The organism is Deltaproteobacteria bacterium (assembly GCA_005879795.1).
GTDB lineage: Bacteria > Desulfobacterota > Binatia > DP-6 > DP-6 > DP-6.
In genome coordinates this window covers 1-13062 of record VBKJ01000047.1, presented here as the reverse complement: position 1 = coordinate 13062, position 13062 = coordinate 1, and the positions used below count along the sequence as shown (strand labels likewise).

Here is a 13062-nt window from a genome sequence, read left to right as displayed (position 1 = left end):
CATGCCGGCCGCATGGTGACGAATTACCACGTCGTGTCGAAGCTCGTGCTCCACCCCGATCGCTATGTCGCCGAGCGCGTCGACCACCTCGGCGCTGCGGAGACGGTACACATCGAGGCGGTCGACGCGGTCCACGACCTGGCGGTTCTGCGCGGCGCCTCCGCCCCACGAACTGCTCTCGAGCTCATGGACGGGGAGCCCGCCCACGGCACGCGGCTCTACGCGATGGGACATCCGCACGACCTGGGTCTCAGCATCGTCGAGGGCACATACAACGGCCTCCTCGAGCACTCGCTCTACCAGCGTCTGCACTTCACCGGCTCGCTCAACCCGGGCATGAGCGGCGGACCGACCGTGACCGCGCGCGGAGAGGTGGTGGGCGTCAACGTCCGCTCCGCCGGCAACCAGGTGAGCTTCCTCGTCCCGATCGCGCTCGCCCGGGCGCTGCTCGGTGGCCCCGCGCTCGCGGGCGAGCGCCCTCCGCCCAGGTGGCTCGACGTCGTGCGCGACCAACTGCTCGCGCACCAGGAGACCTACTTCGCCACCCTGCTCGCGGCCGACGCGCTTCCCGCGGTCACGCTCGGGGGCATCGTGCTGCCCGGCAAGCTCGCGCCATTTCTGCGCTGCTGGGGCGACGCGGCACGCGATGAGTCGAAGCCGTACGCCGTCATCACCCAGGAGTGCGCGACTGACGACTACGTCTTCGTCTCGGATCAGCTTCTCTCGGGCGTGGTGCGGTACCGTCACCATGTGCTCACCACCGAGGAGCTCAACACCTTCCAGTTCCATGCGCTGTTCTCCGATTACTTCGGCACGCACTACGGGGAGTTCTACGGCAATGAAGAGGAGGTCACCGCGTTCCGCTGCCGGCAGCGGCTCGTGCGCAACCGAGACGTCCCGATGAAGGTGGCGCTCTGCTTGCGGGCCTATCGCCGGCTGCCCGGGCTCTACGACGCCGTGCTCAGGGCGGCCGTGCTCGGAGCGAGTACGCGCGGAGCCGAGACTTCACTCGCACTGTCGGGCGTGAGCGCCGCAACGGTGCAACGGGTGGTCGGCCGCTACCTCGGGGTGATCGAGTGGGCGAAGTGATCTTCCTCGAGGTGCTCGACCGGCGGGGGCGGCTCCTCGACCGGCACCGGATCGACCGCTGTCCGATCACGATCGGTCGAGCGTACGCCAACGACGTCATCGTCGATGATCCGTACGTCTGTCCGACGCATCTCCGCCTCCTACGCACCGACGATGGCGCGCTCCGGGTGGAGGATCTGGGCAGCGTGAACGGGACCCACGGCGATCCTGACGGAGCGCGCATCTCGCGCGCGCCGCTTCCCTCGGACGGGCGGGTGCGCATCGGGAACACGGTTCTCCGCTTCCGCCGCGACGATGCGTCGGTGCCGCCGGCGCTGGTCCAAATCCACGGTGCAAGCGGTTCTACCCGCCTCACCCGCGCCCCCGTCGCGCTTGCGAGCTGGCTCATAGTCGCCGTGCTGCTGATGAACTCGGTGCTCATCGAAGGGTACGAGCGGCCACAGGGCTGGAGGGTGGCGGGCCTCGGGATCCTCTTCGTCGTCGGGATATCGGTCTGGGCCGCAGCCTGGGCGCTCGTCACGCGCGTGGTGACCCACGATTGGCGCTTCCTCGCCCATACGTCCGTCGCGTGCATATTTCTCGGGCTGGACCTGATTGGAGACACGGTCCAGGGGTACGTCAGGTTCATCGGCGCCGGAACCTGGTCCGGTACCTTGCTCAGTGTCGCCTGTAACGCCGGCCCGGTGGGCTGGCTCTTCAGCGCGCACCTCGCCCTGGTCGGTACGATGAAGGCACCCAAGCGCCTGGCCGTTGCGACCGTGGCCGCGCTCTGCCTCCTCGGGTTGTTCACCTTCGCGTCACGCTGGAACTCGTTCGAGTTCTCCAGGCAAATCCATTTCGATGCCGCGCTACGGCCCCTCCCCCGGGCATGGATTCCGGGTGCACCGGTGGAGGCGATCCTGGCAGAGGTACTGGATCTCGAAGGCGAGGTCCGGCAGCTCGCGACGCAGAAGCCGCGGGCCGCCGCGTGGCTGGCAGGACTCGAAGAGGGGGACAGCGAGCTCGGTTCGCAACGAAACGAGGGGAGGGTCCGACAGCACCGCGCCACGGGAAGGTTTGACCCACCCGGCCAAAACCGTTAGGAATTACTAGCTTGGGAGGCCGGTGGCGGCGGACTCCGCGCCAGCGGCACCCGCCTTCCGACGCTCGCCGGCAGGTCGAGAGAGGACCCACTCGATGGCGACAGTGATCACCAGCGAATGCATCAACTGCGGCGCCTGCGAGCCGGAGTGCCCGAACACCGCCATCTACCAGGGCGGGGTGGAGTGGCAGGCGCCCGACGGCTCGATGCGTCCGGCCCTCTCCAACGACATCTTCTACATCGTCCCCGAGAAGTGCACCGAGTGCGTCGGCTTCTACGACCAGGAGGCGTGCGCCAAGGTCTGCCCGGTCGACTGCTGCGTGCCCGACCCCGAGCGGCCGGAGAGCGAGGCGGCGCTCCTCGAGCGCGCCCGGGCGCTCCATCCCGACAAGACGATCCCCGACGACGCGCCCTCCCGTTTCAAGAAGGAGGGCGCCGCCGCGCCGGCCACGAACGGACACGACGTGGCCGGGGCCGCCCCGGCCCCGGCGACGTCGCCGGCGCCGAAGCCCGCGCCGGCCAAGGCCGCGGCGCCGGCGGCGCCGAAGCCGACGGCCGGCCTGCGCGGACGCGTCGAGAAGCCGGTCGCGAAGCCCCCCGCCGCGCCGCGCCCGGCGCGCTCCTTCGCGGGCGAGCTGCCGGTCGACTTCGATCAGCTCCTGGCCGAGCTCGGCGCGCCGCGCCGGCGGCTCGGCTCGCGGCTCGCCGCGCTGCCGCTCGCGCTCCTGGCCGCCGGGCAGGGGCTCCTCGGCGCGCTCGGAGCGCGCGGGCAGGAACGCATCGACGCGGCCATCGCCGACCGCCGCTTCTTCAACCCCCAGCTCGCCACCGCGGCCAACGTGTTCCTGAACATGGTGATCTACCCGGTCGCGATCCTGGGGCTCGCGGTCGGCACGGGACGCGCGGACCTCTTCAGCCTGGGCGTCCACAAGTGGATCTTCCTCGGCCTCGCTCTCGCCTTCGCCGAGGCCGCGTTCCGGATGCGCGAGAGCCTCTTCGGCGGCGTCCCGTTCGGCGAGGCGCGGGTCCGCGGCGCGCTCTACGCGCCGCTCGTGTGGCCGCTCGGCCGCCTGGTCGTGCTGCTCGCGGGTGCGCGCGGCGCCGGGAGCGGGGTCGGCTTCGACGGCTTCTACGGCGGGAAGGCGCACTTCGACGAGAAGGTCGAGCGCGAGCGCCGCTACGGCTCGATCTACAAGGTCGTGGACCGCGACGATGCCTACATCCTCCGCCTCGAGTTTCCACGCCGCCTCCCGCCCTCGTCGCTCGCCGACGAGCTCGGGCTCCCGCCCGAGATGCCCGACTACGACTACGAGCTCAGCCTGCAGGACGGCGCCTTCGTGGTTCACGGGCGTGTCATCGACCCGCAGGTGCGCAAGCTCACGGCCGTCGCGCCTGCCTTCCCGCCCGAGTTCACGACGCGTGTCGCGCTGCGCGACCCGGTCGCCGGCTTCCGACACCGCTACCGGGACAAGACCCTCGAGGTCATCCTCCCCAAGGCTGGAGCGTAGGCCCTGCCGGCGAGCGCCGTCCTCGGCTGCGGCCGCCACCTGCCAGCGCGGGCCGTCAGCAACGAAGAGCTCGCGGGCGCGCTCGGCGCCTCGGCCGCGCGGCTGGCGGAGTTGACGGGGGTGACGCGCCGGCATCACGCCGACGACGGCCACGGGCCCTCGGACCTGGCGCGCGAGGCCGCGCTCCACGCGCTCGCCGGCGCCGGCCTCGAGCCCGCCGACGTCGATCTCATCGTGTTCGCCACCATGACGCCGGACGTCGCCTTCCCCGGCTCGGGCTGCTACCTGCAGGACAAGCTCGGCTTCCGGACGGTGGGCGCGCTCGACGTGCGCGCCCAGTGCGCCGGCTTCCTCTTCGCGCTCGCCACGGCGGATCGCTTCGTACGCGGGGGGGCCGCGGGGTGCGTGCTGGTCGCGTGCGCCGAGGTCCACTCGACCGCCCTCGACTACTCGCCGAGCGCAGCCGCGGTGACGCCGTACTTCGGGGACGGCGCCGGCGCGGTCGTGCTCGGCGCGGCGCGCACGCCGGGCGTGCTCGCTGCCGTCCTGCACAGCGACCCCGACGGCCTGGAGCGCTTCTGGTGCGAGTTCCCCGCCAGCCGTCACTACCCCGCGCGCATGGACCGAGAGGCCTATCGCGCCGGCCGCCACTACTATCGGCTCGATGCCGCGGCCGTGCACCCGCAGGCACGCGCGGCACTCGCCGGCGTGACGCACGAGGTCCTCGACTGCGCCGGTGTGGGGGCCGACCGCGTGGCGCTCTTCCTCGTGCACTACCTCGACGCGCGCGTGGCGTGCGCGGCGGCGGAGACCGCCCGCCTACCGCGTGAGCGCGTCGTGGCGACCGCCGAGCGTGCGGGCCACATCGCGGCCGCCGGCATCCCGATCGCGCTCGCCGATGCGCTCGCCGCGGGGCGGGTGGGAAAGGGTGACCTCGTCTGCTGCGCGGCCTTCGGCGCGGGCATGTCGTGGGGCGGGGTGCTGCTGCGCCTCTGAGGGGAGGGGACATGGGCGAGACGGTCAACTCCCGTATCCTGGGCCTCGGCCACCATCTCCCCGAGCGGGTGGTGACGAACCACGACCTGACCGAGCTGATGGACACGAGCGAGGAGTGGATCGAGCAGCGGACCGGCATCCGGGAGCGTCGCTTCATCAGGGGGGAGACGAGTGGCGCGGAGCTGGGAGAGCGCGCCGCGCGCGAGGCGCTCCGCTCGGCGGGGATCGCGGCCGAGGACCTCGATCTCATCATCCTGGGCTCGCTCTCGCCCGACGTCGACTTCCCGGGGACGGCCTCGTTCCTGCAGCGCAACCTCGGCGTGCGCGGCATGCCGGTCATCGACGTGCGCAACCAGTGCTCGGGCTTCGTCTACATGCTCGCCGTCGCCGACCAGTGGATCCGCACCGGGGGCGCGCGCCACGTGCTGGTGGTGGGCGCCGAGATCCACTCGACCGGCATCGACCTCTCCACGCTCGGCCGCGAGGTGGCGGTCATCTTCGGCGACGGCGCGGGCGCCGCCGTGCTCGGGCCCGAGCCCGACCCGCGCCGCGGCATCCTCTCGACTCACCTCCACAGCGAGGGCAGGTACGCCGAGAAGCTCATCGTCGAGGTCCCGTCGAGCCGCGTGCGGCCGCGGATCACCGAGGACATGCTCGACCAGCCCGGCAGCCGCCTCTGGCCGCGCATGGAGGGGCGCTACGTCTTCAAGCACGCCGTCACGCGCTTTCCCGAGGTCATACGGGAGGCGCTCGCGCACAACGGCTACACCACCGCCGACCTGGACCTCCTGATCCCGCATCAGGCGAACCTGCGCATCAGCCAGCTGGTGGCGATGGGGCTCGAGCTGCCCGAGGAGAAGGTCTTCAACAACATCCAGCGCTACGGCAACACGACCGCCGCCTCGATCCCGATCGCGCTCCACGAGGCCGTGGAGGAGGGGCGCGTCAAGCCGGGCGCGCTGGTCTGCCTGGCGGCTTTCGGCGCCGGCTTCACGTGGGGCGCCGTGCTCATGAGGTGGTGAGCGTGGCCATCGCCCCCGAGCTGCCGCGCGCCGTCCTGCGCGACATGCGGCACGAGGACCTGCCCGCCGTGCTCGAGATCGAGCGCCGCTCGTTCGCGCAGCCCTGGTCGCGCGCCTTCTTCGAGAAGGAGCTGGCGACCCCGTTCGCGCGCCTGGTGGTGACGGTGGAGGAAGCCGTCCCCCGGCCGCAGGTCATCGGCTACACCTGCCGCTGGCGGGTGACCGACGAGGTCCACCTGCTGAACGTCGCGGTCCATCCCGAGCGGCGCGGTCTGGGGCACGGGCGCGCGCTGGTGGCGGCGGTGGTCGCCGAGGCCGAGGTGGCGCGCGCGCGCGTCGTCTACCTCGAGGTGCGGGCCGGGAACGTGATCGCGCGGCGGCTCTACCGCCACCTCGGCTTCAAGGACCTGGGCGTCCGCCGCGGCTACTACGGCCCCGGCCAGGACGCGATCGTGATGGAGCTCAGGCTGGGCGGGCGGTGAGTGCGGGCGGCGTCGATGCGAGCGTCGCGGTCGGCGCGGTCCGGCTGCCGAACCCCGTCATCGCCGCTGCCGGCACCTTCGGCTACGGGACCGAGTTCGCCGCGCTGGTCGACCTGGGCGCGCTCGGCGCGCTCGCGGTGAAGGGGCTCTCGCTCCGGCCCTCGGCCGGGAAACCGGCGCCCCGCCTGCTCGAGACACCGGGCGGCATGCTCAACTCGATCGGCCTCCAGAACATCGGCGTGCAGGCCTTCCTCGCCGATCGCCTCCCGGCGCTGCGTTCGGCTGGGGCACGAGTCATTGCCAACTTCTGGGGCGACAGCCCCGAGGAGTTCGCCGAGTGCGCCGCGCGGCTCGACGGCGCGCCGGGCGTGGTGGCCCTCGAGCTGAACGCTTCGAGCCCGAACCGTCCCGAGTGGGGCGGCATCCTCGCCACCGACCCGCGGGCTCTGGCGGCGATCGTGCGCCCCGTGCGGGCGCGCGTGCGCGCGCCGCTCTGGGTCAAGCTCTCGCCCAACGTGGGCGACATCACGCAGGTCGGACTCGCCGCCGAGGCCGAGGGCGCGGACGCGCTCACCGCCATCAACACGCTGCGCGCGACCGCGATCGACGTGGAGACACGGCGCCCGCGGCTGGCGACCGGCAGCGGCGGTCTCTCGGGCCCCGCCATCAAGCCCGTCGCGCTGCGCATGGTGCAGGAGCTGGTGGGGGCCGTCCGCGTCCCGGTGGTCGGCATCGGCGGCATCATGACCGGCGAGGACGCCCTCGAGTTCCTCTGCTGCGGTGCGAGCGCCGTCCAGGTCGGGACCGCGACGTTCTACGACCCCCGCGCCCCCCTGCGCATCGCCGGAGAGATGGCGCGCTGGTGTCGCGCCCACGGCGTCCGGGCGATCAGCGACATGATCGGCACGCTACAGTCGTGAGCGAAGAGCGATACGACGCAGGCCCGTCCGGCGGCGGCGCCCCCGCCGCCCCCCGCCGCGGCGGGCGTCTAGCGGGCCTCGATCTCTATGTAGTCCGTGTCCGAATCGCCGGCGCTGTCGGTGACGGACAGATCGGCGCGGTACTTCCCCGCCTTCGTGTACGTATGCTTCGGGTTCGCCTCGTTCGACTCGGGCGTCTCGTCCCCGAACTTCCAGGAGTACTTGAGCGGCGGTGTTCCGCCCTCGACGTCGGCCTTGAACTCGACGGTGAGCGGCGCCTGCCCGTCCTCGGGCGTGCCGTCGGCCCAGGCGAGGAGCGGCGCGGCCTCCTCCTCGGCCTTGCCCGCCGCGGCGGCCGTCGTGGTGGGGGCCGCCTTGCTCGGCGCGACCGTCGTGGTGGCGCTCGGCGCCTCGCTTCTCCCGCCTCCGCCACAGCCCGCGAGGGCGAGCGGGAGCGCCAGGGCTAGGGCGGCTCGGGCGGGGGAGAGGCGCGTCATGCAGGGACCTCCGTGGTCGGGTTTCGCTGAGCGGCGGCGGATTCTCACAGACGACCCGGAAGCTGTCAATTACGGGCGCCGCGCCGCGCCAAGAGGCCGTCGCGGTAACCACGGCGGCTGCGGCGCTCGCCATGGTCACGCCAACAGACTCCTCGCCGGGACGCTGGCGGCGCTCGCGCTCGCGGCTGCTGCCCGCGCGGCGGTCGCCGACCGATCTCGCCCGCCGCGCGAGCTCCGCCTCCTGGTCGTGCTCGCCGGCTTTCCCGATCGGCCGCTCGCCAAACCGCGCGCGCACTTCACCCGTCAGCTCTCGCGCTTCGTCGCCTACTGGACCGAGGTCTCGGGCGGGCGGCTCCGCATCGAGCCCACGCTGGTCGAGACCACGGTCACGGTCCCCGGGCCCCGCCGGGGCTACGTCGGGCGGCCCGATGCGCTCGCACGCGACGCGCTCGCGGCCCTCGCCGCCCCGCCGGACGCCGACGCCCTGGTCGTGTTCTTCGCAGGAGCGGGGCGCGAGTCCCATCCGGCCGGGGACAACTCGGACGATCCCTGGTCCAACTACACGGGGCTGTCGCCGCCCGCGCGCGCGGGCCGGGCGGCCTTCGACGAGGCGTGTGTGATCGCCGAGAAGGAGGTCCACCCGTTCAGCTCCTTCGGTGTCCTCTGCCACGAGTTCGGCCACCTGCTCGGCCTCCCCGAGCTGTACGCTCCCGGTGGGCACGCGCAGGAGGGAATCGGCGTCTGGGGCCTGATGGGGCAGGGCACCTGGCTCCGGCGCGGCGAGCGGCCGCCGCACCTGTGCGCGTGGTCGAAGCTCCGCCTCGGCTGGGTGGAGGTCGAGACGATCACGCGCTCGACGCGCGGCGTGGCGCTGCCCCAGATCGAGCGCGAGGCGCGCGTGGTGAAGATCCCGGCCGCGCCCGCTCACCCCGAGGAGTACTACCTGCTCGAGAACCGCGCCCGTGTGGGCGCCGATCGCGCGCTCCCGGGCGAGGGCCTGCTCGTGTGGCACGTCGACGAGAGCAGGCTCGCCTTCCGGAGCGCGGAGACGGACGTGGCGCGGAAGCTCCTCCACCTGGTCGAGGCCGACGGGCGCGGCGACCTCGACCGCGGGCACGCCGCGGGCGGCAACCGTGGCGACGCGACCGATCCGTGGTCCGGCCCGCCGCCGTGGCGCCGGCGGGCGGGTGCCGCGCTCCGCCTCCTGGGGGCGGCTCTGGTCGCGGCCGCCGTCTTCCGCGTCGCGCGCCCGCGCCCGCTGGTGCCGGCGACGGGTCTGCTCGCTGCCGCCGGCGTGATGCTCGCGGCCGGCGTACTCGTCGGACGTTCCCCCGTGTGCGGTCCGCACACGCCCGGCATGGCGCCCCACGACGGGGGTCCGGCCCGCGTCGTCCTGCGCAACCTCTCGCCGGCCGGGCCGGTCATGCGGTTCGACGTGCTGGTCGCGCCAGCAGAGGGTTGACTCTCTCGCCGCGAGCGTGAGACGCTCCTCGCGCGTATGAAGCTCATCATCCAGATACCGAGCTTCAACGAGGAGACGTCACTCGGCGCGACGCTGGCGGAGCTGCCGCGCGACGTGCCCGGCTTCGACCACGTGGAAACGCTGGTCATCGACGACGGCTCGACCGACGCCACCGGCGACGTGGCGCGACGCGCCGGCGCGACCTACCTGCTTCGCCTGCCGGTGCACCTCGGGCTCGCGCGCGCCTTCGAGGCCGGGCTTGATGCGGCGCTCAAGCTCGGCGCCGACGTGATCGTCAACACCGACGCCGACAACCAGTACCGGGGCGCGGACGTGGCGCGCCTGGTGCAGCCCATCCTCGCCGGTCACGCGGCGATGGTGATCGGCGACCGCTCGCCGTCCCGTACGAAGCACTTCGGAGCCGGGAAGCGACTCCTGCAGCGGATCGGGAGCTGGGTCGTGCGCCGGGTGTCGGGCACGCGCGTCCCCGACGCGGCGAGCGGCTTTCGCGCCTTCTCGCGGCGCGCGGCGCTCCGCCTGAACGTGTTCAGCGACTTCACCTACACGCTCGAGACGATCATCCAGGCCGGCAAGAAGCACATCCCGATCGCGCACGTCCCGGTCGAGACGAACCCCGAGCGGCGGCCCTCGCGCCTGTTCGGCCGCGTGACGCTCTACGTCCGCCGCTCGATCGCGACCCTGGTGCGCATCTACGCGCTCTACGAGCCGCTCAAGGTCTTCTGGCGCATCGGGGGGGCGTGCATCGCGGTGGGCGGCGTGATCGGCGCGCGCTTCCTCTTCGACTACCTGACGGGCAGCGGGGCCGGCCACGTGCAGAGCCTGATCCTGGCCGCGGTGCTCCTGATCGTCGGCTTCCAGACCATGCTGATCGGCCTGCTCGCCGACCTGATGGGCGCCAGCCGCTCGCTCCAGGAGGACGCCCTGGTGCGCCTGCGCGAGCTCGAGCTGCGCCTCGGGAACGGGCCCGACGTCGAGCGGCTCGAGCCCGCCGCCGAGCCGCGGGCGGCGCGACACGCCCCGCCGTGAGCGCGCCCGCGAGCGCGTGCCTGTTCGGCACGTACGACGCGGGGCACAGCGCGAACCGCCTCCTCGGCCTGGCGCTCGCGGGGGCCGGGTGGCGCGTGGGCGAATGTCACGAGCCCCTCTGGGAGGAGACGCGCACCAAGGGGCGGCGCTACTTCGGCGCCCCGTCGCTGGCGCTTCTCGGCGCACGCTGGGCGGCGGCTGCGCGGCGGCTCGTTCGTCGCTGGCGCCGGCTCGCCGGGCCGCCGCCGCTCGTCGTGGTGGGCTTCGGGGGCCAGCTCGACGTGCTCCTCGCCCGCCGGCTCTGCCGGCCACGAGCGGGGCTCGTGTTCGCGCCGCTCGTGAGCCTGACCGAGACGCTCGCCGACGATCGGCGTCTCGTCGCCCCCGGCGGGCCGTGGGCACGCGCGCTCGCCTGGATCGACCGCGCGAGCCTCCGCGCCGCGGACGTCGTGCTCGCCGACACCCGGGCGCACGCCGAGTACCTGACCGCGCTCGGCGCGCCCCGCGAGCGGCTCGCGGTGTGGTACCTGGGCGCCGAGCCGGAGTTCCTGCCCGCGCTGCCGGCGCGGCCGGCGCCGCGCCGCGTCCTCTTCTACGGGCGGCACCTCCCGCTCCACGGTGTCGAGACGATCGTCGCCGCCGCGGCGCGACTCGGCGAGCGGGCCGAGGTCGTGCTGATCGGGGACGGCCCGGAGCGGGCCCGCGCCGAGGCGCTCGGGCGCGGCGGGGCGCGCATCGCCTGGCGCGACGCGGTGCCGCTGGCGAGCCTGCCCGCCGAGCTGGCTGCCGCGGCGGTCGTGCTCGGGGTGTTCGGCGCGAGCCAGAAGGCGGCAATGGTGGTGCCGAACAAGGTGTGGCAGGCGGCTGCTGCGGGCCGCCCGCTCGTCACGCGCGACGGGCCCGCGTTGCGCGAGGTGCTCCGCCCGGGCGAGCACTGCGTCGCCTGCCCGCCGGCCGACCCCGCGGCGCTGGCGGAGGCGATCGGGAGCCTGCTCGACGCCCCCGGGTTCGCGGAGAGCCTCGGGCGGGCGGCGCGCGCCCATGTGCTCGCGCGCTTCGGCCCCGAGCGCCAGGCGGCGGAGCTGGCGCGGGTACTCGAGGAGCGGCTCGGCGTTGGCGTGCCGGCCGCCCGCGCGCCCCGGGCCGCCGGCGGCTGAGCACCCGTGTTGACCGCCGCGGTGGGCACGGTGCCTCCGAGCGGCCAACTCCGTACGTGGTTTGCCGCCACCGCCTTGCCGCGGATAATCTGCCGGTCCGGAGCTCGAGTCTGCGGTGGCTCACTCGTGGATGACGCATCGGGGTGTGCGATGCACGGCGAACGGCTGTGCACAATGTCCGCGAGAGAGCGGCTGAGCCGCGATGCACGAACGCCCTCTCACGCGCGTTCTCCTACTCGCCGTCTGGTTCGTGCTGGTCCCGCTGGGGGTCGAGGGGCTCTCCCGGCTCGCGTACCGCGTCACCCGGGGACGGTGGTATTCGCCCGACGTCTGCCGCTCCGCCCTGCTCGAGCGCGTCGCCGGCGGCGAGGGTGGCGGCCTGCGGCGCGGGGAGGATGCGGGCCCAAGCCCCCCGGGGGGACAGGAGCCGGAGGTCCTCCATCCGTATCTCGGCTACGTTCCCGATCCGGCGAGCAGGTCAACTGGGGTGACCATTGGCGACCCGAGCCAGATCGTGCAGCGCTCGGAGCACACCGTGATCATCGGCATCTTCGGCGGCTCCTTCGCGGGCGGGGTGTGCGATGTCGCTGCGCCCGCCCTGCAGCCGCTGGTGGCGCCGCCGGGGCGTAAGGTGCGCGTCGTCTGCGTTGCTTCCGGGGGCTACAAGCAACCCCAGCAGCTCCTCGCCTTGGCGTACATATTGGCGCTCGGGGGTCAGTTCGACATCGTCATCAACATCGACGGGTTCAACGAGGTTGTGCTGCCGCCGGTCGAGAACATTCCGCACGGCGTCTCGCCGGTGTACCCGCGCGCCTGGTACTGGCGCGTCGGGCAGCTGAAGGATCCTCGGGTGCTGACGCGGCTCGGCGCGCTCTACGCGGTGGACGCCCGGCGCGCGAGCTGGGCGGCGGGCTTTCTCCACTGGGGGCTCTGCCGCAGCAGCGCGCTGTCGATGGTGTGGGAGGGGCGGGACGGAGCGCTCGCGAGCGAGCGCGGCCGGCTTCTCGCCGAGCTCCAGGCGCATGAGGCCGTGGGACGTGAGAGCTACGCCGTCACGGGGCCCAGGCTAGAGTTCGCCGACGATCGGGCGCTGTACGACTACCTGGCGCGGGTATGGAGCGAGTCGTCGGCACAGATGCGCCGGCTCTGCGAGGCGAACGGGATCGAGTACTATCACTTCCTCCAGCCCAACCAGTACGTCGATGGCTCGAAGCCGATGGACGACGGCGAGCGCAAGGTGGCGATCCGGGCTGGGCACCCCTACCAGAAGGAGGTCGTGAGCGGCTACCCGCTCCTCCGGCGGTACGGCCAGGATCTCCCCGCGGCGGGCGTCCGATTCGACGATCTCACCATGGTCTTCGCCGGCATCCGCGATCCGCTGTACGTGGACGACTGCTGCCACGTGAGCCCCTACGGCTACCGCCTGGTCGCGTGGGCGATCGGCCGGGCGATCCGCGTCCACCGAGGCGAGCCCGAACAGCCGGACGCGCTCACCGGGCCGGTCCCGGGACGCGGGCCGTCCGGCCCCGGCGCCTGAGCGCCCAGGCGCCGCGCAACGGGCGGGGGAGCGCGGGGAGCCCCACACGCCGCCGGCGGGCAGGGGAACGCGCGCGGCCGCCGGCGTCCGGGTCCTTCAGTCGAGCTGATACTCGCTCCGCCAGTCGACGTCGTCCCTGAGGGGCGGCTGCGATGCCTTGTCGAGGAGGAACGGGCCGAGGACGAGGTGGTCCATCTCGGTCCGCATGAAGCACAGGTAGGCATCGCGCGGCGTGCACACGATCGGCTCACCCCGGACGTTGAA

At 73.2% G+C, this 13062-nt stretch carries 12 protein-coding genes and 1 pseudogene; 11 read left to right on the top strand and 2 right to left on the bottom strand.

Features of this window, described 5'->3' with window-relative positions; genetic code table 11:
* The 7 genes and pseudogenes from E6J59_02445 to E6J59_02415 form a co-directional block, all read left to right on the top strand.
* A partial coding sequence (locus E6J59_02445) for a trypsin-like peptidase domain-containing protein (GenBank protein ID TMB23227.1) occupies nt 1-1089 on the top strand: 1089 nt, incomplete at its 5' end.
* Nucleotides 864-2171: an FHA domain-containing protein gene (locus E6J59_02440; GenBank protein TMB23226.1), complete on the top strand. Its 1308-nt coding sequence runs from the start codon at nt 864-866 to the stop codon at nt 2169-2171. The genes E6J59_02445 and E6J59_02440, both read left to right, overlap by 226 nt.
* Nucleotides 2172-2265: 94 nt before the next feature.
* A pseudogene (locus E6J59_02435) lies at nt 2266-2559 on the top strand (YfhL family 4Fe-4S dicluster ferredoxin).
* A 1122-nt stretch (nt 2560-3681) separates the two neighbouring features.
* Entirely contained in the window at nt 3682-4674 is a 993-nt protein-coding gene (locus E6J59_02430) for a beta-ketoacyl-ACP synthase 3 (protein ID TMB23225.1), read from the top strand.
* Between the two features lie 11 nt (nt 4675-4685).
* Entirely contained in the window at nt 4686-5696 is a 1011-nt protein-coding gene (locus tag E6J59_02425) for a ketoacyl-ACP synthase III (protein TMB23224.1), read from the top strand.
* Nucleotides 5693-6178, top strand: coding sequence for a ribosomal-protein-alanine N-acetyltransferase (gene rimI, locus E6J59_02420; protein ID TMB23223.1), 486 nt, complete (start codon nt 5693-5695; stop codon nt 6176-6178). Before E6J59_02425 ends, rimI begins: the two co-directional genes overlap by 4 nt.
* Nucleotides 6175-7098 (top strand): dihydroorotate dehydrogenase, encoded by a 924-nt coding sequence (locus E6J59_02415; GenBank protein ID TMB23222.1) that lies wholly within the window; start codon nt 6175-6177, stop codon nt 7096-7098. Before rimI ends, E6J59_02415 begins: the two co-directional genes overlap by 4 nt.
* A gap of 68 nt (nt 7099-7166) precedes the next feature.
* Here E6J59_02415 and E6J59_02410 read toward each other — a convergent pair whose 3' ends face one another.
* Complete coding sequence (locus E6J59_02410) at nt 7167-7595, bottom strand: PKD domain-containing protein (GenBank protein ID TMB23221.1); 429 nt, start codon at nt 7593-7595, stop codon at nt 7167-7169.
* Between E6J59_02410 and E6J59_02405 the strand changes: the two genes are divergently transcribed.
* The 4 genes from E6J59_02405 to E6J59_02390 all read left to right on the top strand — a co-directional run bounded on the left by E6J59_02405 (nt 7594) and on the right by E6J59_02390 (nt 12798).
* On the top strand, nt 7594-9057 hold the full coding sequence (locus tag E6J59_02405; protein ID TMB23220.1) for a M6 family metalloprotease domain-containing protein: 1464 nt from the start codon (nt 7594-7596) through the stop codon (nt 9055-9057). The two genes, E6J59_02410 and E6J59_02405, sit on opposite strands and share 2 nt — an antisense overlap.
* Before the next feature lie 36 nt (nt 9058-9093).
* The gene (locus E6J59_02400; protein ID TMB23219.1) at nt 9094-10104 is read left to right on the top strand and encodes a glycosyltransferase family 2 protein; all 1011 of its coding nucleotides are present in this window, start codon (nt 9094-9096) and stop codon (nt 10102-10104) included.
* Nucleotides 10101-11261 carry a glycosyltransferase family 4 protein gene (locus E6J59_02395; protein ID TMB23218.1) on the top strand — a complete coding sequence of 387 codons (1161 nt, stop codon included), beginning with the start codon at nt 10101-10103 and terminating at the stop codon, nt 11259-11261. The genes E6J59_02400 and E6J59_02395 overlap by 4 nt, the downstream gene beginning before the upstream one ends.
* A gap of 202 nt (nt 11262-11463) precedes the next feature.
* The gene (locus tag E6J59_02390; GenBank protein TMB23217.1) at nt 11464-12798 is read left to right on the top strand and encodes a hypothetical protein; all 1335 of its coding nucleotides are present in this window, start codon (nt 11464-11466) and stop codon (nt 12796-12798) included.
* Nucleotides 12799-12894: 96 nt separating this feature from the next.
* Here E6J59_02390 and E6J59_02385 read toward each other — a convergent pair.
* On the bottom strand, nt 12895-13062 hold a 168-nt coding region (locus E6J59_02385; protein ID TMB23216.1), incomplete at its 5' end, for a hypothetical protein.